Source organism: Buttiauxella noackiae ATCC 51607 (assembly GCF_001654865.1).
In the GTDB taxonomy this organism is placed as follows: Bacteria; Pseudomonadota; Gammaproteobacteria; order Enterobacterales; family Enterobacteriaceae; genus Buttiauxella; species Buttiauxella noackiae.
Genome location: NZ_LXEO01000027.1, coordinates 34,655 through 60,199 on the forward strand (window position 1 = coordinate 34,655; position 25,545 = coordinate 60,199).

The 25,545-nt window shown below is 50.4% G+C and carries 21 protein-coding genes; 4 read left to right on the forward strand and 17 right to left on the reverse strand.

The window, feature by feature from the left end:
* Positions 1–2: 2 nt before the first annotated feature.
* The 13 genes from nuoM to lrhA form a co-directional block, all read right to left on the reverse strand.
* Positions 3–1,532, reverse strand: a complete 1,530-nt coding sequence (gene nuoM / locus M979_RS11010; protein WP_034458788.1) for an NADH-quinone oxidoreductase subunit M — start codon at positions 1,530–1,532, stop codon at positions 3–5.
* Positions 1,533–1,611: 79 nt separating this feature from the next.
* A complete protein-coding gene (gene nuoL / locus M979_RS11015; protein ID WP_064554956.1) occupies positions 1,612–3,453 on the reverse strand; it encodes an NADH-quinone oxidoreductase subunit L in 1,842 nt (613 codons plus the stop codon).
* Entirely contained in the window at positions 3,450–3,752 is a 303-nt protein-coding gene (gene nuoK / locus M979_RS11020) for an NADH-quinone oxidoreductase subunit NuoK (RefSeq protein ID WP_034458791.1), read from the reverse strand. Before nuoK ends, nuoL begins: the two co-directional genes overlap by 4 nt.
* On the reverse strand, positions 3,749–4,306 hold the full coding sequence (gene nuoJ, locus M979_RS11025; protein WP_064554957.1) for an NADH-quinone oxidoreductase subunit J: 558 nt from the start codon (positions 4,304–4,306) through the stop codon (positions 3,749–3,751). Before nuoJ ends, nuoK begins: the two co-directional genes overlap by 4 nt.
* Positions 4,307–4,318: 12 nt before the next feature.
* Entirely contained in the window at positions 4,319–4,861 is a 543-nt protein-coding gene (gene nuoI, locus M979_RS11030; protein ID WP_064554958.1) for an NADH-quinone oxidoreductase subunit NuoI, read from the reverse strand.
* Positions 4,862–4,875: 14 nt separating this feature from the next.
* The gene (nuoH, locus tag M979_RS11035) at positions 4,876–5,853 is read right to left on the reverse strand and encodes an NADH-quinone oxidoreductase subunit NuoH (RefSeq protein WP_034458797.1); all 978 of its coding nucleotides are present in this window, start codon (positions 5,851–5,853) and stop codon (positions 4,876–4,878) included.
* On the reverse strand, positions 5,850–8,573 hold the full coding sequence (nuoG, locus tag M979_RS11040) for an NADH-quinone oxidoreductase subunit NuoG (RefSeq protein ID WP_064554964.1): 2,724 nt from the start codon (positions 8,571–8,573) through the stop codon (positions 5,850–5,852). Before nuoG ends, nuoH begins: the two co-directional genes overlap by 4 nt.
* Positions 8,574–8,635: 62 nt before the next feature.
* On the reverse strand, positions 8,636–9,976 hold the full coding sequence (gene nuoF / locus M979_RS11045) for an NADH-quinone oxidoreductase subunit NuoF (RefSeq protein WP_034458799.1): 1,341 nt from the start codon (positions 9,974–9,976) through the stop codon (positions 8,636–8,638).
* A complete protein-coding gene (nuoE, locus tag M979_RS11050) occupies positions 9,973–10,473 on the reverse strand; it encodes an NADH-quinone oxidoreductase subunit NuoE (RefSeq protein ID WP_034458801.1) in 501 nt (166 codons plus the stop codon). The genes nuoF and nuoE overlap by 4 nt, the downstream gene beginning before the upstream one ends.
* A 2-nt stretch (positions 10,474–10,475) precedes the next feature.
* A complete protein-coding gene (nuoC, locus tag M979_RS11055) occupies positions 10,476–12,287 on the reverse strand; it encodes an NADH-quinone oxidoreductase subunit C/D (protein WP_157093235.1) in 1,812 nt (603 codons plus the stop codon).
* Between the two features lie 89 nt (positions 12,288–12,376).
* Positions 12,377–13,051, reverse strand: coding sequence for an NADH-quinone oxidoreductase subunit NuoB (gene nuoB / locus M979_RS11060; RefSeq protein WP_034458804.1), 675 nt, complete (start codon positions 13,049–13,051; stop codon positions 12,377–12,379).
* Positions 13,052–13,066: 15 nt separating this feature from the next.
* Positions 13,067–13,513 (reverse strand): NADH-quinone oxidoreductase subunit NuoA, encoded by a 447-nt coding sequence (gene nuoA, locus M979_RS11065; protein WP_034458806.1) that lies wholly within the window; start codon positions 13,511–13,513, stop codon positions 13,067–13,069.
* Between the two features lie 628 nt (positions 13,514–14,141).
* Complete coding sequence (gene lrhA, locus M979_RS11070) at positions 14,142–15,077, reverse strand: transcriptional regulator LrhA (protein ID WP_034458808.1); 936 nt, start codon at positions 15,075–15,077, stop codon at positions 14,142–14,144.
* A 1,012-nt stretch (positions 15,078–16,089) separates the two neighbouring features.
* Between lrhA and alaA the strand changes: the two genes are divergently transcribed.
* Both alaA and yfbR read left to right on the forward strand, forming a co-directional pair.
* The gene (alaA, locus tag M979_RS11075; RefSeq protein WP_064554960.1) at positions 16,090–17,304 is read left to right on the forward strand and encodes an alanine transaminase AlaA; all 1,215 of its coding nucleotides are present in this window, start codon (positions 16,090–16,092) and stop codon (positions 17,302–17,304) included.
* A gap of 78 nt (positions 17,305–17,382) precedes the next feature.
* Positions 17,383–17,982, forward strand: coding sequence for a 5'-deoxynucleotidase (gene yfbR / locus M979_RS11080; RefSeq protein WP_064554961.1), 600 nt, complete (start codon positions 17,383–17,385; stop codon positions 17,980–17,982).
* 82 nt (positions 17,983–18,064) lie between these two features.
* On the opposite strand, the gene M979_RS11085 is transcribed toward yfbR, so the two are convergent.
* The 4 genes from M979_RS11085 to yfbV form a co-directional block, all read right to left on the reverse strand.
* Entirely contained in the window at positions 18,065–19,897 is a 1,833-nt protein-coding gene (locus M979_RS11085; RefSeq protein WP_064554962.1) for an SLC13 family permease, read from the reverse strand.
* 138 nt (positions 19,898–20,035) lie between these two features.
* Positions 20,036–20,716 (reverse strand): sugar phosphatase, encoded by a 681-nt coding sequence (locus M979_RS11090; RefSeq protein ID WP_157093236.1) that lies wholly within the window; start codon positions 20,714–20,716, stop codon positions 20,036–20,038.
* The gene (locus M979_RS11095) at positions 20,709–21,203 is read right to left on the reverse strand and encodes a YfbU family protein (RefSeq protein ID WP_034458818.1); all 495 of its coding nucleotides are present in this window, start codon (positions 21,201–21,203) and stop codon (positions 20,709–20,711) included. Before M979_RS11095 ends, M979_RS11090 begins: the two co-directional genes overlap by 8 nt.
* A 72-nt stretch (positions 21,204–21,275) precedes the next feature.
* Positions 21,276–21,731, reverse strand: coding sequence for a terminus macrodomain insulation protein YfbV (gene yfbV / locus M979_RS11100; protein WP_034458820.1), 456 nt, complete (start codon positions 21,729–21,731; stop codon positions 21,276–21,278).
* A 336-nt stretch (positions 21,732–22,067) separates the two neighbouring features.
* On the opposite strand from yfbV, the gene ackA reads away from it, so the two are divergent.
* Both ackA and pta read left to right on the forward strand, forming a co-directional pair.
* Entirely contained in the window at positions 22,068–23,270 is a 1,203-nt protein-coding gene (gene ackA / locus M979_RS11105; RefSeq protein ID WP_034458822.1) for an acetate kinase, read from the forward strand.
* Between the two features lie 81 nt (positions 23,271–23,351).
* On the forward strand, positions 23,352–25,493 hold the full coding sequence (gene pta / locus M979_RS11110; protein WP_034458824.1) for a phosphate acetyltransferase: 2,142 nt from the start codon (positions 23,352–23,354) through the stop codon (positions 25,491–25,493).
* Positions 25,494–25,545: the final 52 nt, after the last annotated feature.

The window sequence follows — 25,545 nt, forward strand, 5'->3', positions numbered from 1 at the left end:
AATTACGGCCTTGTAGTTGGAATTGAACTGGTAAACCACTGCTGAATATTGCTCATCGCGGCATGCGAAGTATCCAGAATTGGCTGCGGGTAGAAGCCCAGCAGGACTAACAACACCACCAGCAACAGGATGATAAAGAACTCACGCAGCGACATACCTGCCAGTTGTTTATCACTGATTTCGCTTTTAGCTTTACCGAAGTAAGCACGATGAATCATCGCCAGAGAATAAACTGAGGCAAAGACCAGACCGAAGGTCGAGATAATGGTAATCATTGGCACGACATGGTAGCTGCCGAACAGAATCATGAATTCGCCAACGAAGTTACCGGTGCCCGGCATACCCAGCGTTGCCACTGCAAAGAATAACGACAGACCTGGCAGCCATTTAATTTTGTTCCACAGGCCGCCCATCAGACGCATATCACGCGTGTGCAAACGCTCGTAAATCTGACCACAGATGATGAACATACCAGCCGCAGAAAGACCGTGAGCAATCATCTGAATCACCGCACCCTGATAAGCCAGTTGGCTGCCGGTATAAATGGCAATCAATACAAAGCCCATGTGGGAAACGGAAGTGTAAGCAATCAGACGTTTGATATCAGTTTGTGCGAAGGCCATCCACGCACCGTAGAAGATGCCGATAACACCCAGCCACATGGCAATCGGTGCAAATTCAGCGGACGCTTCCGGGAACAGTGGCAGTGCAAAACGCAACAGACCGTAGGCTGCGGTTTTCAGCAAGATACCTGCGAGGTCAACAGAACCTGCCGTTGGTGCCTGGGAATGTGCATCTGGCAACCAGCCATGCAATGGAACAACTGGCATTTTCACTGCAAACGCAATGAAGAAGCCCAGCATCAACAGCCACTGAACACCATGGGACATTTCGGTATGCAGTAGTTGTTCGTAGTTAAACGTCCACACACCGGTTGAATTGTAGTGCACGAACACCAGACCAAGAATTGCAATCAACATCACCAGGCCGCTTGCCTGCGTATAGATGAAGAACTTGGTTGCGGCGGTAATACGTGTCTTCCCGTCGGAGGCTTTGTGGCCCCACAGTGCTATCAGGAAGTACATCGGCACCAGCATCATTTCCCAGAAGAAGAAGAACAGGAACATATCGATGGCAAGGAACACGCCGATAACGCCACCGAGGATCCACATCAGGTTGAGGTGGAAAAAGCCCTGATATTTTTCGATTTCATTCCATGAGCACAGTACAGCCAGCACGCCGAGCAGACCGGTGAGCACCACCATCAGTAAAGATAAACCGTCCAGCGCAAGGTGGATGGTTATCCCAAAGCGTGGGATCCACGGGAGGATAAATTCAGACTGCCACTGCGGCAAACCAGCGGATTGCGTCAGTGAATAGCCACCGGCTAACCACAGTTGCAGCGAGAGAGCCAGTGTCAGTCCCATCGTTACCAGCGCAATCCAACGTGGCACTTTTACGCCGAAGCGCTCTGTTTGCCAGCAGAAGAAGCCGCCAATAAAGGGGATTAGTATCAGCCAGGGTAATAGCATGGCATTTGTGTCCCTAAGTCAAAATAAACCAAAACATCACTCACATTCCCTCCCCTTAGCGAGAGGAGGGAATGTTGAATTAGCGCAATACCAGCAGCAAGCCTACAACCACGACCGCACCGATACTCATTGATGCCACATACCAGCGCAGATAACCGTTCTCGCTCACCAACAGGCCGCGACCTGCAAAGCGTGAAAGAACTGCCGGAATGTTCATCAGTGAATTCAACGGATCGCTCTTGATAAGCCAGGCGATACCCAGGAATGGCTTAACGAACACTTTGTCATAAAGCCAATCGAAGCCCCAGGCATGGAACCACCAGGTACCGAAGAAGCGGCCCGGTGCGCTATTGGCAATCGCCGTTACCAGGGTACGTTTGCCCAGCCACAGCCATGCTGCAATCAGGATACCGGCGATGGCGACAACGCCTGAAGTTATCTCAAGTGCAAGCACGCTACTGTGCGCAAGTTCTGTCGTCGCTGGCAGAACGCCTGCAAGCGGCGGAACAATCATTGCGCCAACGAAAGTGGACAGCACCAGCAGCACAATCAGCGGCAGGTTATGAGTAATGCCTTTCAGCGCATGAGCGTGAATCTGCTCTTTACCGTGGAAGACGATGAAGATCATACGGAAGGTATACAGTGAGGTCATAAACGCACCGACCAGACCTGCAACCATCAGGTTCACATGACCATTCGCCATCGCCCCGGCCAGAATCTCATCCTTACTGAAGAAGCCCGCAGTAATGAGTGGCAGCGCAGACAATGCAGCACCGCCGACCAGGAAGCAGATATACACCAGCGGAATGGACTTACGCAGGCCACCCATTTTGAAGATGTTTTGTTCGTGGTGGCAGGCAAGAATCACCGAACCGGATGACAGGAACAGCAACGCTTTAAAGAACGCGTGCGTCATCAGGTGGAAAATCGCCGCATCCCACGCTTGTACGCCCAGCGCAAGGAACATGTAGCCGATCTGGCTCATGGTCGAGTACGCCAGCACACGTTTGATATCGGTTTGCACAAGTGCCGCAAAGCCTGCCATCACCAGCGTCACCGCACCGACTATGCCGACTAAATGCAGCACTTCAGGCGTCAGCAGGAACAGGCCATGAGTACGCGCAATCAGGTAGACACCTGCGGTAACCATGGTCGCTGCGTGGATCAGCGCTGAAACTGGCGTTGGGCCAGCCATCGCATCTGCAAGCCAGGTCTGCAATGGCAACTGAGCAGATTTACCTACCGCGCCGCCTAACAGCATCAGAGTTGCCCACATCAGCATCTGGTTACCGGCCGCAAAGTGCTGCGGAGCCAGTTCAACCATTTCGCGGAAGTTCAGCGTGCCCAGTTCGTTGTAAAGAATGAACAGTGCGAAAGCGAGGAACACATCGCCCACGCGGGTCACGACAAACGCTTTCATCGCTGCAGCGCCGTTCTTCGGATCGGTATAGTAGAAACCAATCAGCAGGTATGAGCACAGACCCACGCCTTCCCAGCCGAGGTACATCAGCAGCAGGTTATCGCCAAGCACCAGAACAACCATGCTTGCGATAAACAAGTTGGTGTAAGCGAAGAAACGGGAATAGCCCTCTTCTCCACGCATATACCAGGATGCGTACATGTGGATCAGGAAGCCAACACCCGTTACCACAGAAAGCATTGTCAGCGATAAACCATCGAGGATCAGATTAAAGCCGATGTTGAAATCACCAACTGACATCCAGGTCCAGAGCGGCTGGCTAAAAGCTTCTCTTCCGTTGTTAAAGAAATCAACTCCGGCAATCGCGGTGACTAACGCCGCCAGCCCCACCGAGCCAACGCCAACCGTTGCAGAAAGGTTTTCTGACCAACGACCGCGAGAGAACGCCAATAATAAAAAGCCAATAAAAGGCAAAAGAATGGTTAACCAGAGAAGGTTCATCCACGCATCTCACTTACTGAATCGATATTCAGGCTCTGGCGACGACGATGAAGCTGCAATAACAGTGCGAGGCCAATACTGGCTTCTGCTGCAGCTAAGCTAATCGCGAGAATATACATCACCTGGCCATCAGCCTGGCCCCAGTAACTGCCAGCGACCACAAACGCGAGGGCAGCAGCGTTAATCATCACTTCCAGGCTAATCAGCATGAAAAGCAGGTTGCGACGAATCACAAGCCCCGTCAGCCCCAATACGAACAAAATGGCAGCGAGGATTAGTCCATGTTGCAGCGGGATCATACGTGCTCCTCCGTTTTTCTTTTCGCGGCTGCGTCAGCCTGGCGGTTGCTCAGCACTTCACCCGGACGGTCTTCACGGCCGAGGTGGAAGGCAACAACCAGACCTGCCAGCAGCAGCATTGAGGCTAATTCCACTGCCAGAACATACGGTCCGAACAGCGCAATACCCACCGCTTTTGCACTTACAGGTGTACCGTCAATTCCCTGGTCGTTCAGACCCTGGATCGCGTAAATCAGTACTGAAAGCAGGATGGCTGACAAAATCCCTGGTCCAATCCACAACTGCGGTTTCAACCATTGACGCTCTTGTTCAATGACCGAACCACCGAGGTTCAGCATCATCACCACAAAGACGAACAACACCATGATGGCACCGGCGTAAACGATAATCTCCAGCGCAGCGGCAAAATAAGCCCCCAGCGAGAAGAACACCCCGGAAATAGCCAACAACGAGATGATCAAATACAGCAAGGCATGCACCGGGTTGGTATGCGTGATCACCCTGAGGGTGGTCCCAACCGCGACGAGTGCGCAAATATAAAAAGCGAATTCCATTGCCTTGCTCCTTTAAGGTAATAGGCCTTTGACGTTGATAGGCTTGGCTTCATTTTCCGCTTCGCCCTTATCTTTGCCGTCGATTGCCATACCTGCCATCCGGTAGAAGTTATATTCCGGGTATTTACCCGGACCGGAGATCAGCAGGTCCTCTTTTTCGTACACCAAATCCTGGCGCTTAAACTCACCCAGTTCGAAATCTGGCGTGAGCTGAATAGCAGTTGTTGGGCACGCTTCTTCGCACAGGCCACAGAAGATGCAGCGTGAGAAGTTGATGCGGAAGAACTCTGGATACCAGCGGCCATCTTTCGTTTCTGCTTTTTGCAAAGAGATACAGGCTACAGGGCAAGCTACCGCACACAGGTTACAGGCAACGCAGCGCTCGGAACCGTCGGGATCGCGCGTCAACACGATGCGGCCACGGTAACGTGGCGGTAAATATACGGGTTCTTCCGGATACATCTGCGTTTCGCGTTTGGCAAACGCGTGCAGACCGATCATCCAGATACTGCGTACCTGGGTGCCGAAACCAACCGCTAACTCTTTCAATGTCATGGTTTTTTCACCCCTTATGGTGCCTGATAGAGAATGACCGCGGCGGTCACCAGCAGATTGACCAGTGTCAGTGGCAGGCATACTTTCCAGCCAAACGACATCACCTGGTCATAACGAGGACGAGGCAACGCTGCACGGATCAAAATGAACATCATCATGAAGAACGCGGTTTTCAGCGCAAACCAGATGAACGGTGGTAACCAAGGGCCATGCCAGCCACCAAAGAACAGCGTCACAATCAGTGCAGAAACCGTCACGATACCGATGTATTCACCCACGAAGAACAGGCCAAATTTCATGCCGGAATATTCGATGTGATAGCCGTCGGCCAGTTCCTGCTCGGCTTCTGGTTGGTCGAATGGGTGACGGTGACAAACCGCAACGCCTGCGATAGCGAAAGTAATAAAGCCAAAGAACTGTGGAATCACGTTCCACAAATCAGCCTGATTATTAACGATATCGCTCATATTGAACGACCCCGCCTGTGCGACAACGCCCATCATTGAAAGACCAATGAACACTTCGTAGCTAAGGGTTTGTGCTGATGCACGCATCGCCCCCAACAGCGAGTATTTGTTGTTACTTGACCAGCCTGCAAACAAAACGGCATACACCGCAAGGCCCGCCAGCATCAGGAAGAACAAAATACCAATGTTCAGATCTGCAACAACCCAGCCTGGGCTTACCGGCACAATAGCGAAGGCAAGCAACAGCGAGGTAAAGGCAATCATCGGAGCCAGGGTGAAGATGACGCGGTCCGCAAAACGCGGCGTCCAGTCTTCTTTAAAGAACATCTTGATCATGTCCGCGACTAACTGGAGCGAGCCGCCCCAGCCAACACGGTTTGGCCCGTAACGGTTCTGGAACAGGCCCAGCAAGCGACGCTCACCAAAACTCATGAACGCGCCGCAGGTCACCACGACCAGCAGGATAACGACCGCTTTGAGAATGCTCAGCAGAATGTCGATAACATCCGGTGTTAACCAACTCATTGGCCAGCCTCCTGAAGATTTTCAAGACGAGCACCCGCCAGTACCGGGGCAATGCCAGGCATACCCATCGGTAAACCAACCTGCCCTGCTGCCAGCCCTTCGGAAAGTTGCAGCGGCAGACTCAGTGTTTGCCCTTCATAGCTGAACGAAATCAAGCTACCTGCGTTAACGCCCAGTTTTGCTGCGTCAGCCGGGTTCAGTTTGATATATGGCTCGGCCATACGGCTCTGGAAGATCGGCGAACGCTGTGACATTTCGTCGCTGCCAAACAGATGGTAGTAAGGCGCGATACGCCATTTCCCTTCTTCTGCCTGGAAGATTTCTGGCACGTCGGTGAAGTAATCGATGCCCGTTTCGGACGCTTCAATCAGACGCACACCTGGATCGCCGTGACGCAGTTTGCCACCCACTTCAGCCTGGAATTTGTTCCACGCCTGAGGTGAGTTCCAGCCTGGTGCCCATGCGAATGGGATTTGCTGACGATTTGCTGACGGGCTGTTGTTCCCTTCCATAGAGAAGGCGAACATCGTGTCTTTATCCTGTGGCTGACGCGGTTCGTGCACGCTAATGTTGGCGCGCATAGCCGTACGACCACTGGAGCGGATTGGAGAACGCGACAATTTCTGACCACGGATGCGGAAGCTGGCATCAGGTGCCGCATCTTTAATCCCGGCCAGTTGTGGCAGCGCTTTCACACAGGCATCGATAACATCATCAAGCTGCGTCCAGTCCACTTCACGGCTTTCAACCGTGCTGTGCAGAGAATGCAACCAGCGCCAGCTTTCCAGCATCACAACGGAATGGTCGTAGTAAGCCGGGTCATAGACCTGGAAGAAACGCTGTGCGCGGCCTTCATTGTTGATAACCGTGCCATCGCTTTCAGCGAAGCTTGCGGTGGAAAGCACCAGATGGGCTTTGTCCATAATAGCAGTGCGCTGATGGTCGATAACCATCACCAGCGGCGCTTTAGAAAGTGCTGCGTCAACGCGTGCCGCAGAAGCATGGCGATGCAGATCGTTTTCCAGCACCACTACCGCATCGGCAGCACCGCTTTCCAGTTCACTCAACGCTTCTTCAAGCGAGCCGCCACCGATCAGGCCAAGGCCAACGCTGTTGACTGCACGCGCAACCATCGTAATACCAACATCGGCACCACGACCTTTCAGTGCTTTAGCAACGTTTGCTGCCGCCTGAATCACCGCTTCGCTACCCGCGTTAGTACCGGAGACGATCAATGGTTTTTTCGCACCCGCCAGCGCCTGAACGATCACGTCGACTTTGTTTTTCAAGTCACGATCAAGTTCAACTGCCGGGGAGTTGCTATCCAGCGCATTGGCAATCGCAAAGCCCAGACGCGCTTGATCTTCAACCGGAGCACGGTAAGTCCATGCGGCGATGTCATCCAGACGAGTGCTGTCAATGTTGGTGACGAATAGCGGATGTTTTGCGTGCTGGCCGATGTTCATGATCGCCGCAATCTGCCAGTCAGCGACTTTCTGCGCTGCTGCCATTTCACGTGATTTGCCTTTCACAGCCTGACGCACAGCCAGCGCAACGCGTGCGCCGGTCTGAGTAATGTCTTCGCCGAGCACCAGAACCGCATCGTAGGTTTCGATTTCACGCAGTGCCGGAGTGTGAATGCCGCTTTCCTGCAACAATTTGAGCATCAGTTGCAGACGTGCTTGCTCACCGGTTGCAATACCAGTGTAGAAGTTGTCCGCACCCACTAGCTCACGTAGCGCAAAGTTGCTTTCAACACTTGCACGTGGGGATCCGATACCGATCACTTTCTTCGACTGGCGCAGAATATCCGCCGCGCCCTGCATCGCTTGTTCTGCATTCAGGGTGATCAGATCGTCGCCACGACGTTGGATCGGCTGACGTGGACGATCCTTCAGGTTGACGTAGCCATAACCAAAGCGCCCACGGTCACACAGGAAGTAGTGGTTCACGGTGCCGTTGTAGCGGTTTTCGATACGACGCAATTCACCGTAGCGCTCACCAGGGCTGGTGTTACAGCCGATGCTGCACTGCTGGCAAATGCTTGGTGCAAACTGCATGTCCCACTTACGGTTATAACGCTCGGAATGAGTTTTATCCGTGAACACACCGGTCGGGCAGATTTCAACCAGGTTACCGGAGAATTCGCTCTCAAGCGTGCCGTCTTCCGGGCGACCGAAGTAGACGTTATCGTGCGCGCCATAAACACCTAAATCGGTGCCGTCAGCATAATCTTTGTAGTAACGCACGCAGCGGTAACAGGCGATACAGCGGTTCATTTCGTGAGAGATGAACGGGCCAAGATCCTGATTACGGTGAGTACGTTTTGTGAAACGATAGCGACGGAAGCTATGACCGGTCATTACCGTCATATCTTGCAAATGGCAGTTGCCGCCTTCTTCACAAACCGGGCAGTCGTGTGGGTGGTTGGTCATCAACCATTCCACGACGCTTTCACGGAACTCTTTGGCTTCGCTGTCATCAATAGAGATGAACGTGCCGTCCGAGGCCGGTGTCATACAAGACATCACCAGGCGGCCGCGAAGATCTTCTGCGTTCTGATATTGCTTCACCGCGCACTGGCGGCAAGCACCGACGCTGCCTAGCGCCGGGTGCCAGCAAAAATAAGGAATATCGAGGCCGAGTGATAGACATGCTTGTAGCAGGTTGTCTGACCCGTTTACCTCATATTCTTTGCCGTCTACATGAATCGTAGCCATAGTCAGCATGCTTCCAGTTAATTATAAAATTTTTCTTACCTGCGCCTTTATCGGCGCAGATATCACCAGCGTGCTTTTAACAAGTTCGGTTGAATGCCACTAATGGCACGGGTGTTACCGAAATCTTGTTTGGCAATGCCTGCTTCGAATTCTTCGCGGAAATATTTAATCGCGCTCTGCAATGGTTCAACCGCACCTGGCGCATGCGCACAGAAGGTTTTACCTGGACCAAGGAATCGACACAGTTGCTCAAGTGTTTCGATATCCCCTGGCTGGCCTTCGCCACGCTCAAGCGCACGCAGAATTTTTACGCTCCACGGCAAACCATCACGGCACGGTGTACACCAGCCGCAAGATTCGCGGGCAAAGAACTCTTCCAGGTTACGAACCAGCGGAACCATACCAATTTCATGGTCTACGGCCATCGCCAGTGCGGTACCTAAACGGCTGCCTGCTTTGCCGATGCTTTCGAATTCCATCGGCAGATCAAGATGCGATTCGGTCAGGAAGTCAGTCCCTGCCCCACCCGGTTGCCAGGCTTTAAATTTCAGTCCATCGCGCATGCCACCCGCGTAATCTTCGAGAATTTCACGTGCGGTAGTGCCGAACGGTAATTCCCAGACACCTGGGTTTTTCACGCGACCGGAGAAGCCCATCAGCTTGGTGCCAGCATCTTTACTGGTCGAAATACCCTGGTACCACTCCACGCCGTTCGCCAGAATCGCAGGTACGTTACACAGCGTTTCAACGTTGTTTACGCAAGTTGGTTTGCCCCATACGCCGCTTGATGCAGGGAATGGTGGTTTTGAACGCGGGTTCGCACGACGGCCTTCGAGGGAGTTAATCAGCGCAGTTTCTTCACCGCAGATATAACGCCCGGCACCGGTGTGCACGATTAGCTCAAAATCAAAACCTGAACCGAGAATGTTTTTGCCCAGCAAGCCCGCTTCTGTTGCTTCAGCAATCGCACGGCGCAAATGCACTGCCGCTTCGATGTATTCGCCACGCAGGAAGATGTAGCCGCGATACGCTTTCAGCGCGAATGCAGAAATCAGCATGCCTTCCACCAGCAGGTGCGGCAGCTGTTCCATCAGCAGGCGGTCTTTGTAGGTGCCCGGCTCCATTTCATCGGCGTTACATAGCAGGTAACGGATGTTCATGGACTCGTCTTTCGGCATCAGGCTCCACTTAAGCCCGGTGGAGAAGCCCGCGCCGCCACGCCCTTTCAGGCCAGCGTCTTTAACACGGTTGACGACTTCATCTGGTGCGAGGCCAGTCAGAGCCAAACGCGCACCTTCGTAGCCGTTTTTACTGCGATATTCATCCAGCCAGACCGGCTGTTTATCATCGCGCAACCGCCATGTCAGCGGATGGGTTTCGGCAGTACGAATAATGGTTTTCATTTGTACTGCTCCAGCAAATCAGGGATCGCTTCCGGCGTCAGATGGCTATGAGTGTCCTCATCAATCATCATGGTCGGCCCTTTGTCGCAGTTACCCAGACAGCAGGTTGGCAGCAGGGTAAAGCGTCCATCAAACGTGGTTTGACCCGGTTTGATGTTCAGTTTTGCTTCAATAGCAGATTGAATGCCCTGGTAACCTGTAATGTGGCAAACCACGCTATCGCAATAGCGAATAACGTGGCGGCCTACCGGCTGGCGGAAAATCTGGCTATAGAATGTGGCAACACCTTCTACGTCGCTTGCTGGAATGCCCAGAACTTCAGCGATGGCATAAATAGCGCCGTCTGGCACCCAACCACGCTGCTTCTGAACAATCTTCAGCGCTTCGATAGAGGCTGCGCGAGCATCTTCGTAATGATGTTTTTCTTGCTCAATCGCATCACGCTCGAATTGACTCAGCTCAAAGGCTTCTGCCTGGGGTTGTTGTTTATCGTGCATAGTTAGCGATCCACATCAGACATTACAAAATCGATACTACCCAGATAGACAATCAGGTCAGAAACCAGGCTGCCACGAATCGCTGACGGGATTTGCTGCAAGTGCGCAAAGCTCGGGGTGCGAATACGGGTACGGTAGCTCATAGTGCTGCCGTCGCTGGTCAGGTAGTAACTGTTAATCCCTTTCGTCGCCTCAATCATCTGGAAGGATTCGTTAGCCGGCATAACCGGGCCCCACGAAACTTGCAGGAAGTGAGTGATCAGGGTCTCGATATGTTGCAGCGTGCGCTCTTTCGGTGGCGGCGTTGTCAGCGGGTGGTCAGCTTTGAACGGGCCAGCAGGCATGTTTTTCAGGCACTGATCAAGAATGCGCAAGCTCTGGCGAAGTTCTTCAACTTTCAGCATCACGCGGGTGTAGCAGTCACTGATGCCACCGCCGACCGGAATTTCGAAGTCAAAGTTTTCATAACCTGAGTAAGGACGTGCTTTACGGATATCGAAGTCGATACCGGTTGCACGCAGGCCAGCACCCGTGGTGCCCCACTCCAACGCCTCTTTCTTACCGTAAGCCGCAACGCCCTGAGAACGACCCTTCAGGATGGTGTTGCGCAGCGCAGCTTTCTCGTAGGAATCCAGACGTTTTGGCATCCAGTCGAGGAACTCTTTGAGCAGACGTTCCCAACCGTTTGGCAAGTCATGTGCTACACCGCCGATACGGAACCATGCCGGGTGCATACGGAAACCGGTAATCGCTTCGACCAGATCGTAGATTTTCTGACGGTCGGTAAAGGCGAAGAACACCGGAGTCATTGCGCCCACGTCCTGAATAAACGTGGAGATGTAAAGCAGGTGGCTGTTGATACGGAATAGTTCGGACAGCATGACGCGGATAACGTCAACACGTTCAGGAACCTTGATACCCGCCAGCTTTTCAACCGCCAGCACGTATGGCATTTCGTTTACGCAGCCGCCGAGGTACTCGATACGGTCGGTATACGGAATGTAGCTGTGCCAGGACTGACGCTCACCCATCTTCTCAGCACCACGGTGGTGGTAACCGATGTCCGGAACGCAATCGACAATTTCTTCACCATCGAGTTGCAGGACAATACGGAATGCACCGTGCGCGGATGGGTGGTTTGGACCAAGGTTCAGGAACATGAAATCTTCATGCTCGCTGCTGCGCTTCATGCCCCAATCTTCAGGCTTGAAGGTCAACGCTTCCATCTCGAGGTCTTCTTTCTGTTTGGTTAATTCAAACGGATCGAACTCGGTGGCACGCGCCGGGTAATCTTTACGCAGCGGATGGCCTTCCCACGTTGGCGGCATCATGATGCGCGTCAGGTGCGGGTGACCATTAAAGGTGATGCCAAACATTTCCCAGGTTTCACGCTCATACCAGTTAGCGTTCGGGAAGAGTTTGGTTATCGTTGGCACGTTCAGGTCGTTTTCAGACAGCGCCACCTTGAGCATGATATCGCGGTTGCGGTCGATGGAAATCAGGTGGTAGAAAACGGAAAAATCCGCAGCCGGTAAACCGTTGCGGTGGGTACGGAGACGTTCGTCCATGCCGTGTAAATCGAACAACATGACGTAGGGCTTCGGTAATTTCTTTAAGAAATCGACCACTTCCAGTAATTGTTCACGCTTAACCCAGGCCACCGGAACTCCAGTGCGGGTTGGCTGAACAGTAAAAGCATCCGGCCCAAAACGGTTACGCAGTTCGCCAATAACCGGATCATCTAAATGGTCACGGGTTTGCCAGGCTTCCTGGTTGGCATCATGCGCAGTTAAATCGGTCATAATTCTCACCATTGCAAATGGTACTGTGGTGACTGTCAGCAGTGACTCCGCGCTAGTATTATTAATATGCGAAGTAAACTCACACTGCCTACAGGCGCAAATTAAATCTCGTCTGGTGTCCGCAAGTTGGTGACAGCAATACGCTCGCCACGTTTGCGCTCGCGCTCTGATTGCATGTTGGCGCGATATACACCTTGATCGCCAACCACCCAAGACAGTGGACGACGCTCTTTACCAATAGATTCTTGCAGCAACATCAGAGCCTGCATGTAGGCTTCCGGGCGCGGTGGACAGCCTGGGATGTAAACATCTACCGGCAGGAATTTATCCACGCCTTGGACTACAGAATAGATGTCGTACATACCGCCTGAGTTGGCACAGGCACCCATCGAGATAACCCATTTTGGCTCAAGCATTTGGTCATACAGACGCTGAATAACGGGAGCCATTTTGGTAAAGCAGGTTCCTGCAATAACCATCAGGTCAGCCTGACGCGGGGAAGCACGCAGAACTTCGGCACCAAAACGCGCAACGTCATGCACGGCGGTAAACGAGGTCACCATCTCAACGTAGCAGCACGAAAGGCCAAAGTTATAAGGCCAGATTGAGTTTTTACGACCCCAGTTCACCATATCGTGCATAGCATGTTCGAGCTTGCCCATGTACACACTGCGGTTGATTTCTTGGTCAAGGGGATCGGTTACGATCTCCTGTTTTTGCAGGGGGTAACGGTCGTTCTCACCGTCGGGGTCTATGCGGGTGAGCGTATAGTCCATCTTATTGCCTCATTATCACTGCGTATGACGGTTAGTAATACTGTCGGTTTCCGGGTTGATTTGGGCGCGGCGCGAACGCGCAGGAGTCCAATCAAGCGCGCCAATGCGCACCAGATACACCAGGCCTGCCAGTAGCACTAAAATGAAAATTGCGGCCTCGACGAAGCCTACCCATCCGCTTTCACGGATAGAAACTGACCACGCATAGAGATACAAGGCTTCCACGTCAAAGATAACGAAGAACATGGCAACCAGGTAAAACTTCGCGGAAAGGCGTAAGCGCGCTGTACCAACTGAGTCGATACCTGACTCGAAGGGAGTGTTTTTGTGCCGGCCCTTAGCTCTCCCGCCAAGGAACCAGGCCCCGAGAAGCATTACGCAACACAGGCCTATGGCAACAATAAGAAAGACTGCGAACGCCCAATGGTGAGCGATAACTTCAGTGGATGTTGACATACTCATTGCTTACTCATCAAAAGTGGCGCCAAAGTCTCTGCTCTTGCTGGCAGATGAACACCACATCGATTCATGGGGAGGAACAATAAACCTTACAATAACTGCTGGAATCAAAACTTTACCAGCAAATTGATGGGGTTTTTTACTCCTTTCTATAACCTTTTGTCAACTTTAACAAAAGTATCCACACATTAATTTACATGAACCTAGTTTCATTAACATTTAGTGCGTTAAAAATCAGTAATGCCGAATTATTAACCCTATTTTAATGAAGGTGAATCGTGTCCATTAACGAGGAAAAAAATATCTACCGTTCTATTTTGGCAGGAAATCTCAACTATTCATCCCCCCTGAAGGGAGTATTTTCTTGATCTGAGACACGCTTCTGTTAATCCATCCAGGAAACCAACAACATTGCAGCGTATTTTTTAACAATTAACCGAGTGTTGACTCGAAGAAAGTACGTAGAAGGTAGGTATCTAGGGCGCTGTGAAGCAGATTGTTTTAAAACATGTTTTTACAAATTAGTAATAATGACAGCTTGCCATGATTAAAAAATAGGCCATTGAGCCAAAAAATGACCTCAATGACCTATTTTCGAATTTCATATTTTGTTACTAACAAACCGAAGGCGCTACTCGAAATCACGCTCCATGAGCACAGTGTCATCATCTTCATCTGACGAAGCCATGTAACGATATGGATTAGGGTTTGATTCCAGAGCGCTAAAGATAGCCTGAGCCAAATCATTACTGGTCTGCAAATTACGGCAGAGCAAGTATTGGGTATCTGGCATAACCGGTAAGCCATCAGCATTACCCAGTACACGTAATTCAGGGCTCATCATTTCAACAGGCCGGGCAGTTACACCAAGGCCCGCTTTCACTGCGGCACGCACTGCCGAAAGAGTGGAAGCAACATACGCAATACGCCAGGGAATGCGCTCTGCATTCAAATGCTCAAGCATCATATCCCGGTAAGGACTCGGATCGTCGAGCATGACTAAAGGTACGGTTTCACCTTTCTGGAAAACGTAATCCGATGCGCAATACCATAAAGTTGGCGAAGTACGTAACACAATGGATTCAAAATGCGCGGGTTTTGATGTGGTGACAACCAAATCAACTTCCTGCTGATTAAGCATTTCAACCATAAATGGATTACGTTTAACTCGCACATCCAACGCCAGCTTTGGGTAAACCGAGCTTATTCGGTTAAGCAGGAATGGCAGAATGGTATCGGCTGTTTCATCAGATGCACCAATCGTGAGCACACCCTGCAAATTGCTAAACATTAGTGATGTACATGCTTCATCATTAAAACGCAGAATTTTTCGTGCATAACCCAGAAGCTGAATGCCATGTTCGGTCAGCAATTTATTTCGACCATGTCGGGCAAAGAGCTCTTTTCCTACTAACTGTTCAAGACGCTGCATCTGCTGGCTTACAGCCGATTGCGTACGGCAAACCGCAACTGCCGCCGCAGCAAAAGTATTCAAATCCGCTACGGCAACAAAGGTCCTTAGCAGATCGAGGTCGAGATTTAGTATCGGACGATTTGCGTTAATCATAATTTTTTCACTAGTAGGTTGCTCTTACGAGTCTGCCTTAGTTTTATTGCTGTGATTTATCAAAAAGATAAAGCAATTCCCTTTTACAGAACGTCTCCCGAGGGACCAAACCGTCATCCTGACAGTCGTTCTGATTTTTTATTTTTCATGCATCCCTGTGTATACGAACCAATAATGTAGTTCACATATTCCAGGAATATTATACCGCCATAACCAACATACAAACATTCGTCTTATTGTTCTAGTCACTTAAATTAAAACTGAGTAATTATTGTAAGCCTGCTTCAGCACTGAGTTTTATTTATTCAACTTTTTGTGGTTACGAGGGTAAGTGCGATGAAAGTTTTCTCTATGCCATTTTTGCAGTACGGACAATTACCAAAGTACAATGGTTATATACTAACCCGCAGTAAAACATAGAGTTTCATAATGTCCAAAAAACGACACTCGTCATTTTCAATGGCATATCTTACCGCAAATCATGCCACTCCATAAGTTTTGTTGCGAATTATCTGATCTCATTCTCCTTTTTCATTTAACACTTCAGCGGGTTATTCATAAAAATCCCTGAAGCGATACAAGGCAAAAGAGAAGTAACTTAACTCTATTCTTCAGTTATATTAATGACACTCACAGTTATTTTTATATACATATTATTAACTCACATTAGCGAGCTTCTTTTAAACTCAAGCATAAACATTCAATTTCCCTTAACTATCACTCAAATTAATTCTCAATTCACTCAGCATTACCCACTACAACACAACCACCATAGCAGTTAATGGAATTGCAAAATGGTTAATTATTTATATTTTTGTCTGAATTAAATCAAATAATCGAAACTTTATACCAATCATTAGCTATTCAATTGGTTTTTCTGCTTAGTCCTAAATTGAAAGATAAATTACTGTCTGGCGCTCAGACTGCCTTCAAATCTGGACGTGGCAGGAGTACATTTGTTGCCTGGTCGCTTCCACGGCAGGAAGCGGCGTTAACATTTAAGGTCAGGTTCATGTCCCCTATCGAAAAATCCAGCAAACTTGATAACGTCTGTTATGACATTCGTGGCCCAGTACTTAAAGAGGCGAAACGCCTTGAAGAAGAAGGGAATAAAGTCCTTAAGCTGAATATTGGCAACCCCGCGCCATTTGGCTTTGATGCCCCGGATGAAATTCTTGTCGATGTGATTCGTAATATGCCTACTGCTCAGGGTTACTGCGACTCGAAAGGACTCTACTCCGCACGTAAAGCCATCATGCAGCATTATCAGGCTCGTGAAATGCGGGACGTGACAGTTGAAGATATTTACATCGGCAACGGTGTTTCTGAGCTGATTGTTCAATCGATGCAAGCATTACTGAACAGTGGCGATGAGATGCTAGTACCAGCCCCTGATTACCCTCTGTGGACTGCGGCAGTTTCGCTTTCAAGTGGTAAAGCTGTTCACTATTTGTGTGATGAGTCGGCAGGCTGGTTCCCGGACCTTGACGATATTCGCGCTAAAATCACACCACGTACTCGCGGCATCGTGATTATTAACCCGAACAACCCAACCGGTGCGGTTTACTCTAAAGAGTTGTTGCTGGAAGTTGTAGAAATTGCGCGTCAGCATAATTTGATTATTTTTGCTGATGAAATCTACGACAAAATTCTGTACGACGCGGCACAACACCATTCAATTGCGGCACTGGCTCCAGATCTGCTGACAGTTACCTTTAATGGTCTGTCCAAAACTTATCGTGTTGCCGGGTTCCGTCAGGGCTGGATGGTTCTTAATGGGCCGAAGAAGCATGCTAAAGGTTATATCGAAGGGCTGGAGATGCTTGCGTCAATGCGTTTATGCGCAAACGTACCTGCTCAGCATGCGATTCAGACTGCACTTGGCGGCTATCAGAGTATCAGTGAATTTATAGCACCAGGCGGGCGTCTGTATGAACAGCGTAACCGCGCGTGGGAGTTGATTAACGATATTCCGGGTGTTTCATGTGTGAAACCTCAGGGCGCGCTCTATATGTTCCCGAAAATCGATGCAAAACGTTTTAACATCCACGATGACCAAAAAATGGTGCTGGATTTCTTATTGCAAGAAAAAGTGCTTTTGGTTCAAGGAACAGCATTTAACTGGCCGTGGCCTGATCACGTACGTATCGTGACCTTACCGCGCGTAGATGAGCTGGAAATGGCTATCAATAAATTTGGTCGTTTCCTCGGTCATTACCACCAATAATTCTCACGGGGGAGATGTTTGCATCTTCCCCCAACTCCCCGCACAATGGTTTTCTTTGCTTACGTACTGAGTGTATCTATGAGCCAAAGCCATTTCTTTGCCCACCTTTCACGCCTGAAATTAATCAATCGTTGGCCGCTGATGCGTAATGTGCGTACCGAAAATGTTTCGGAGCATAGCCTGCAAGTTGCAATGGTCGCGCATGCATTGGCCGTGATTAAGAATCGTAAATTTAACGGGCAAATTAATGCCGAACATGTCGCTCTGCTTGCGATGTATCACGATGCCAGTGAGGTGTTGACCGGGGATTTGCCCACCCCAGTGAAATACTTCAATTCGCAAATTGCTCACGAATACAAAGCCATTGAGAAGATCGCGCAGCAAAAACTCATCGACATGGTGCCGGAAGATTTGCGTGATATCTGGGCGCCGCTTATTGATGAACATCAAAGCAGCGATGAAGAAAGGGCCATTGTTAAACAGGCGGATGCGTTGTGCGCCTATCTGAAATGCCTGGAAGAACTTTCTGCTGGGAACAATGAGTTTTTACTGGCGAAAGGCCGTTTAGAGAAAACGCTGGCAGACCGCCATAGCGAAGAAATGGACTATTTCATGACTGTGTTTGTGCCGAGTTTTCAACTGTCGCTCGACGAGATTAGCCAGGATTCTCCGCTTTAATCTGGCGAATGGCGCTTCGCTTATCCATCCTACATCGTCTTTCGTAGGTCGGATAAGCGAAGCGCCATCCAACATTTAAACACTAAAACGGAAACAACATCGGCACCATCACTACACTAACCACCATCACAATCACGGTAAACGGCACACCCATCTTCACAAAATCGCTGAACTTATAATTTCCAGGCCCCAGAACCAGCGTATTAACCGGCGATGATACCGGTGTCATAAAGGCAGCAGAGGCGGCAAGTGCAACGATCATTGCAAAGGGATAAGGGGAAACGCCCATCGATTTTGCCGCAGCCAACGCAATAGGCGCCATTAACACCGCAGTCGCCGTATTTGAAATAAACAAGCCAATCGCGGCACACATCACGAACAGGCAAATCAACATCATGTGTGGGCCATAGCCGCCACCCAGGTTCATTAACCCGTTTACAATCAAATCCACACCACCCGTTTTTTGGAGCGCAAGAGCAAACGGCATCATGCCAACAATCAAGATAATGCTTGGCCAGTGCACCGCTTTATAGGCGCTTTCCATGTCGATACAACGGAATTTCCCCATTAGCAAACAGGCAATAATCGCAGCGATTGGGTTAGGAATCTCATCGGTCAGCATCAAGGCAACCATCAATGCCAGACAGAAGATCGCATGTGGTGCCTGACTATGTGCAGGAGAGGCTTCCCCTTCTTCCACTGGCAAATTGAGTACCAGGAAATCGCGGCCTTTTTGCTGCAACTGACTAATCAGTTTCCAGTCACCAACAACCAGTAAAATATCGCCAAGCTGTAGAGCCTCATCGACCAACAGCCCTTCCATCGCCTCGCCATTACGACGCAGCCCAACAACATTTAGGCCGTAGCGGGTACGAAAGCCTATCTCGCGCAATGTCTGCCCTATCAGCTCGGACTCGGGGATCAACGAAACTTCGGCCATACCTACGTCCAGCGCCTGGTCCGAGAAATATTCGCCGCGCAGAATCATTGGCTCAAGCATCTGCTCGCTACAAAACTCACGCAGATCGACTTCAGAAGCAGACATATCAATCAACAGGACGTCGCGTGCGCGAAATTCAGTAACGCCAGTGACATTAACGATAACCCGGCGGAATTTGCGCCAGCGCTCAAGGCCGATGACGTTGGCACCATAACGCTCACGCAGTTTTAAATCATCTAAACGTCGGCCCACCATCGGTGAACCCGGACGGATTGCGAGGCGACGCGCACGGCCGGTCAGACGATAATCTTTAATCAGGTCACGAAAAGTACGACGACGCCAATCTTGCTTGCCAACGTCTTTGTTCTGCCCTTTTAGTGCAAAGCGCGCAATCAGCATGTAACCAATACCCAGCAACAAAATCACCAGGCCGATTGGGGTTACGCTAAAGAAATGGAACCCCTGCAACCCTTCGCGCAGCAATTCACTATTTACGACCAGATTGGGTGGTGTTGCGACCAGCGTCATCATGCCGCTAATCAACCCGGCAAAACTGAGCGGCATCATTAGGCGCGATGGCGACGTTTTCATACGCATTGAAACACTGAGTACCACGGGTATAAATATTGCGACCACACCCGTTGAACTCATAAATGCGCCAAGCCCCGCAACGGTGAGCATCAGTAAAACCAGCATTTTGGTTTCACTGCTGCCTGCAACATCCACCAGCCAGGAACCCATTTTTGTGGCAACACCGGTGCGCACAAGACCGTCACCAATAATGAAGAGTGCAGCAATGAGGATAACGTTGGGATCGCTAAAGCCAGAAAAGGCTTCGCTGAGAGTGAGTGTGCCACTGAGGACAAAAGCAATAATGACAAATAAAGCGACTGCATCCATACGCACTTTTCCAGTGGCGAATAACACCACCGCAATCGCTAATAGTGATAAAACCCAAATGAGTTCTGAGTTCAAAACAAATCCTTATGCAGTTGTCTCAGGGTTATACCCGTTAGTACTCAAGTTGCAGCTAGCACCCGTGCAGCTTGAAGGATGATGGGTATAAAATCATGCCATAAAAAAGCCCCACTATCGCGGGGCTAAATCATGTGTTTAGTGTTTTCTCAGTACTTCAACTGTACCATCTGGCAGCTTCTGAACCAGAAGCTCAGTCAACGAATACAGAGCATAGTCGACGTGCTCAAGCCGTGGCGTATCGGCCGGAGCATTGACCGCGATAACATGGCAGCCCGCAGCAAGGCCAGAAAGCACACCCGCAGGCGCATCTTCCACAACCACGCATTCCTCAGGCTCGAAACCCAATAATTGCGCACCAAGTAAGTAAGCATCCGGTTCAGGTTTCCCTCGGGCAACACGTTCAGCAGTAACAAGCACTTCAGGCTCTGGCAATCCGCCTGCTGCACGACGAGCTGAAGCCACAGGTAATGAACCAGAGGTCACGATAGCCCATGGAATACCCGCTTCGTTCAGATGAGTTAACAACTCCACAGCCCCTGGCAATGCCACAATACCGTCGGTGTCTTCAGACTCGATTTTCTCAAGGCGCAAAAACTCCTGTTGGATATCCTCTTCAGACGCACCCGCCATAAAATGACGCAGCGACGTTATCGCCTGCTTACCATGAATAAAACCGAGTACTTCTTGCGGGGAAATATCGAAACGCTTAGCCCAGTTAATCCATGCACGCTCGACAGCTGGCAGGGAGTCAACCAAAGTCCCATCCAAATCAAACAAGAAACCTTTGCACTTCACGACGCGTCTCCCCTCAGGCATTAATAATCTGCGCGATCTCGTTCACACTTAAATGATACTGACGTGGGCAGGACTGCCACACTTTCAGCATACGCTGATATTTTTCCCACATTGGGGTCTGCGCGTTAAAGCCATGAGTGCCCGCGTCAAAATGCGCGTAACGGCCTTCAATATTCACCATGAACCGTACATATCCCAGGAACCGGGCTTCAGTTGCCGCATCGAAGCCGAGGAATGTGACACGGCGCTCGTCAATTTCCTGGTTATCCTTTAGGTTCGTCCAGGAGACGTGCAGCGCGTGGTACATTTCCATAATGTCGATGACAGTGCGGCAAGTTTCTTCCGTCAACTCACCGAACTCACGATCCAGTTCGCGCATTTGCAGGCCGTAACCGCGCTCAATGATCGTTTGCAGGCGACGATAACGCTCGGCGTTGTCTGGATCGAGCATGGTCATCATTTTGTACTGATTAGATAAAATCAGACGCTGGGCGTTAGTCATTTCCATTTCTTAGCTCCTGTTGCGCAGAATCACTCCTGCGAAAAAATATCCTTCTATATATGCGTAACGGCAGGGATTTTACAAATCATCGAGAAAAGTTTTATCCAACTGCTTAAACGCACGTTTCAGTACTTCAGCTAGCGCCTGGTAGTCTGGCTTACCTTCAATCGGTGTTAGCGCCTGCCCTGCTTCCTGTAATTTGCCACGCACTTCGTAGAACCAACTCAAAATGGTCGGCGGCAGTGGCGTAACTGAGCGCTTACCCAGCCACCATAAACCTTGCATTGGTAAGCTACAGGCGAATAACGCGGTTGCGACCGCTGGGCCAAGTTGGCCGCCAAGGGCAATCTGCCAGGTGAGCGTAAACACAGCAAGTGGTGGCATAAAGCGGATGGCAAAACGTGTAGCTCGGATAACACGATTTTCTATAAAGACTGGCGCGAGGCGTTTATCGACAGGCCAGGTCTTAGAATAGTGTTGCCCACGGCTGAACATGCTAAACCAGCTGGCGTGGCTATTTAGGGGTGTCGACATGGCTTTACCTCAACTTCACATATAAAAAATAAAATTTTTGTGCAAAACAACAACTCTAAATTACATGGTTCAAAATCTTTTGTCTTTAGCTGCTGCAATCGGGTATCCTGTGCCGGCCTTGATGGCCGTAGAAGGGAAACCGCAGGTTGTCAATTTTTTGCTCAGTCAGCCGTTGCCGAAAAAACGCGCAACATGGCGTAAACTCTAGAGTATTTATTCGTCATGCCAAAAAAACGCTTCTGGCATGACGTTAATCATAAATGTCTGTCTCATCATGCGCTACGCTGAGAGACTAACTGACGTTTTTTTAGCCACATATTAATAGTAGGTACTTCCATGTCGAGTAAGTTAGTACTGGTTCTGAACTGCGGTAGCTCTTCACTGAAATTTGCAATCATTGATGCAGTAAACGGTGACGAATACCTTTCTGGTTTAGCCGAATGTTTCCATCTTCCTGAAGCACGTATCAAGTGGAAAATGGATGGCGGTAAACAAGAAGCGGCTTTGGGTGCAGGCGCCGCTCACAGCGAAGCTCTTAACTTTATGGTTAATACCATTCTGGCACAAAAACCTGAATTGTCCGAGCAGCTGACTGCTATCGGCCACCGTGTTGTTCACGGCGGCGAGAAGTACACCAGCTCCGTCGTTATCGACGAGACCGTGATTCAGGGTATCAAAGATACCGCATCTTTTGCACCGCTGCATAACCCAGCGCACCTGATCGGTATCGCGGAAGCACTAAAATCCTTCCCTAAACTGGCTGACAAAAACGTAGCTGTGTTTGACACCGCTTTCCATCAGACCATGCCAGAAGAATCTTATCTTTATGCTCTGCCGTACAAACTGTACAAAGAGCACGGCGTTCGTCGCTACGGCGCACACGGCACCAGCCACTTCTATGTGACTCAAGAAGCCGCGAAAATGCTGAACAAGCCAGTGGAAGAAGTGAACATCATCACTTGCCACCTGGGCAATGGCGGTTCTGTTTCTGCAATCCGTAACGGCAAATGTGTTGACACCTCTATGGGCCTGACTCCGCTGGAAGGCCTGGTCATGGGCACCCGTTCTGGTGACATCGATCCAGCTATCATCTTCCACCTGCATGACTCCCTGGGCATGAGCGTTGACGACATCAACAAAATGCTGACTAAAGAGTCTGGCCTGTTGGGTCTGACTGAAGTCACCAGCGACTGCCGTTATGTTGAAGACAACTACGCTACTAAAGAAGATGCTAAACGTGCAATGGATGTGTTCTGCCATCGTCTGGCGAAGTACATCGGTTCTTACACTGCACTGATGGACGGTCGTCTGGACGGCGTTGTGTTCACTGGTGGTATCGGTGAAAACGCTGCAATGGTACGTGAACTGTCTCTGGGCAAACTGGGTGTTCTGGGCTTTGAAGTTGACCACGAACGCAACCTGGCTGCTCGTTTCGGCAAATCAGGCTACATCAACAAAGAGGGTACCGTTCCTGCGATGGTCATTCCGACCAACGAAGAACTGGTTATCGCTCAGGATGCATCTCGCCTGACCGCTTGATTCTCCTTACCGCCAGCCTTCGCTGGCGGTGTTGTTTTCTGAGTCTCACAAGCCCTGCTTGTGCAACAAAGAGGTTATACCGTGTCCCGTACTATTATGTTGATCCCTACCGGAACCAGCGTCGGCCTGACTAGCGTCAGCCTTGGTGTTATCCGTGCTATGGAACAAAAAGGCGTTCGCCTTAGCGTTTTCAAACCTATCGCCCAACCGCGTACCGGTGACGATACTCCAGATCAAACCACCAGCATTGTGCGTGCTAACTCCAGCATCCCAACGGCTGAACCACTGCACATGAACCACGTTGAGTCGCTGCTGTCGAGCAACCAACAAGACGTGCTGATGGAAGAGATCATCGCCAACTTCCACGCAAGCAGCAAAGATGCTGAAGTGATTCTGGTTGAAGGTCTGGTTCCTACTCGCAAGCACCAGTTTGCGCAGTCTCTGAACTACGAAATCGCAAAAACACTGAATGCTGAAATCGTCTTCGTTATGTCCCTGGGCAACAACTCCCCAGAGCAGATGAAAGAACGTATCGAGCTGGCACGTAGCAGCTTCGGCGGCAGCAAGAACACCAACATCACTGGCGTAATCATTAACAAACTGAACGCCCCAGTTGATGAGCAGGGCCGTACTCGTCCAGACCTGTCCGAGATTTTTGATGACTCCACTAAAGCGAGCATCGCTAATATCGATCCTAAAGCACTGTTCGCTGACAGCCCGCTGCCAGTTCTGGGCTGTGTGCCATGGAGTTTCGATCTGATCGCCACTCGTGCAATTGATATGGCGCGTCACCTGAACGCAACCATCATCAACGAAGGCGACATCAAAACTCGTCGCGTGAAGTCTGTGACCTTCTGTGCGCGCAGCATTCCGCACATGCTGGAACACTTCCGTCCAGGTTCTTTGCTGGTGACTTCTGCAGACCGTCCGGACGTGCTGGTTGCAGCGTGTCTGGCTGCAATGAATGGTGTGGACATCGGTGCAGTTCTGCTGACCGGCGGTTACGAAATGGACCCACGAGTGAGCAAACTGTGTGAGCGTGCGTTCGCCACCGGTCTGCCACTGTTCATGGTTGACACTAACACCTGGCAGACTTCCCTGAGCCTACAAAGCTTTAACTTGGAAGTCCCAACTGACGACCATCAGCGTATCGAGAAAGTGCAGGAATATGTGGCAAGCCACATCGATGCAAACTGGATCGAGTCCCTGACTGCAACTTCTGAGCGCAGCCGTCGCCTGTCTCCTCCAGCATTCCGTTATCAGCTTACTGAGCTGGCACGTAAAGCCGGCAAACGTGTTGTTCTGCCAGAAGGCGAAGAGCCACGTACCGTGAAAGCGGCATCTATCTGTGCTGAACGCGGTATCGCAACTTGCGTACTGTTGGGTAACCCGGATGAAATCACCCGTGTTGCTGCTGCACAAGGCGTTGAGCTGAGCGCTGGCATCGAAATCGTTGACCCAGAAGTGGTTCGCGAGAGCTACGTTGCACGTCTGGTTGAGCTGCGTAAGAGCAAAGGCATGACCGAAGCCGTTGCGCGTGAGCAACTGGAAGACAACGTTGTGCTGGGTACGTTGATGCTTGAGCAAGACGAAGTTGACGGTCTGGTTTCCGGTGCTGTTCACACCACCGCGAACACCATTCGTCCACCATTGCAGCTGATCAAAACTGCACCAGGCAGCTCTTTGGTTTCTTCTGTGTTCTTCATGCTGCTGCCTGAACAAGTTTATGTTTACGGCGACTGCGCGATCAATCCGGATCCAACTGCTGAGCAACTGGCAGAAATCGCAATTCAGTCTGCTGATTCCGCTGCTGCATTCGGTATCGACCCACGCGTTGCAATGCTGTCCTACTCCACCGGTACTTCTGGTGCAGGTAGTGATGTTGAGAAAGTACGTGAAGCTACACGTATTGCTCAAGAAAAACGTCCTGACCTGGTCATCGACGGTCCGTTGCAGTACGACGCTGCGGTTATGGCTGACGTTGCTAAATCCAAAGCGCCAAACTCACCGGTTGCAGGTCGCGCTACCGTGTTCATCTTCCCAGACCTGAACACCGGTAACACCACCTATAAAGCGGTACAGCGCTCTGCAGACCTGATCTCCATCGGGCCAATGCTGCAAGGTATGCGTAAACCAGTTAACGACCTGTCTCGTGGCGCACTGGTAGACGATATCGTTTACACCATCGCTCTGACTGCGATTCAGTCTTCTCAACAAGACTAAGTTCTTCTGAGATGCAAAAAGGCCGCTAAATAGCGGCCTTTTTTTATGGTTT

What these genes read in the sequence shown, in the direction of transcription:
- nuoA (WP_034458806.1), bottom strand. Translation starts at nt 13,513, where the DNA reads ATGAGTATGTCAACATCCACTGAAGTTATCGCTCACCATTGGGCGTTC.
- nuoJ (WP_064554957.1), bottom strand. Translation starts at nt 4,306, where the DNA reads ATGGAATTCGCTTTTTATATTTGCGCACTCGTCGCGGTTGGGACCACC.
- alaA (WP_064554960.1), top strand. Translation starts at nt 16,090, where the DNA reads ATGTCCCCTATCGAAAAATCCAGCAAACTTGATAACGTCTGTTATGAC.
- nuoM (WP_034458788.1), bottom strand. Translation starts at nt 1,532, where the DNA reads ATGCTATTACCCTGGCTGATACTAATCCCCTTTATTGGCGGCTTCTTC.
- ackA (WP_034458822.1), top strand. Translation starts at nt 22,068, where the DNA reads ATGTCGAGTAAGTTAGTACTGGTTCTGAACTGCGGTAGCTCTTCACTG.
- M979_RS11090 (WP_157093236.1), bottom strand. Translation starts at nt 20,716, where the DNA reads ATGCCTGAGGGGAGACGCGTCGTGAAGTGCAAAGGTTTCTTGTTTGAT.
- nuoE (WP_034458801.1), bottom strand. Translation starts at nt 10,473, where the DNA reads ATGCACGATAAACAACAACCCCAGGCAGAAGCCTTTGAGCTGAGTCAA.
- nuoF (WP_034458799.1), bottom strand. Translation starts at nt 9,976, where the DNA reads ATGAAAACCATTATTCGTACTGCCGAAACCCATCCGCTGACATGGCGG.
- yfbR (WP_064554961.1), top strand. Translation starts at nt 17,383, where the DNA reads ATGAGCCAAAGCCATTTCTTTGCCCACCTTTCACGCCTGAAATTAATC.
- yfbV (WP_034458820.1), bottom strand. Translation starts at nt 21,731, where the DNA reads ATGTCGACACCCCTAAATAGCCACGCCAGCTGGTTTAGCATGTTCAGC.
- nuoH (WP_034458797.1), bottom strand. Translation starts at nt 5,853, where the DNA reads ATGAGTTGGTTAACACCGGATGTTATCGACATTCTGCTGAGCATTCTC.
- nuoL (WP_064554956.1), bottom strand. Translation starts at nt 3,453, where the DNA reads ATGAACCTTCTCTGGTTAACCATTCTTTTGCCTTTTATTGGCTTTTTA.
- M979_RS11095 (WP_034458818.1), bottom strand. Translation starts at nt 21,203, where the DNA reads ATGGAAATGACTAACGCCCAGCGTCTGATTTTATCTAATCAGTACAAA.
- nuoI (WP_064554958.1), bottom strand. Translation starts at nt 4,861, where the DNA reads ATGACATTGAAAGAGTTAGCGGTTGGTTTCGGCACCCAGGTACGCAGT.
- nuoB (WP_034458804.1), bottom strand. Translation starts at nt 13,051, where the DNA reads ATGGACTATACGCTCACCCGCATAGACCCCGACGGTGAGAACGACCGT.
- nuoG (WP_064554964.1), bottom strand. Translation starts at nt 8,573, where the DNA reads ATGGCTACGATTCATGTAGACGGCAAAGAATATGAGGTAAACGGGTCA.
- nuoK (WP_034458791.1), bottom strand. Translation starts at nt 3,752, where the DNA reads ATGATCCCGCTGCAACATGGACTAATCCTCGCTGCCATTTTGTTCGTA.
- nuoC (WP_157093235.1), bottom strand. Translation starts at nt 12,287, where the DNA reads ATGGTGAGAATTATGACCGATTTAACTGCGCATGATGCCAACCAGGAA.
- lrhA (WP_034458808.1), bottom strand. Translation starts at nt 15,077, where the DNA reads ATGATTAACGCAAATCGTCCGATACTAAATCTCGACCTCGATCTGCTA.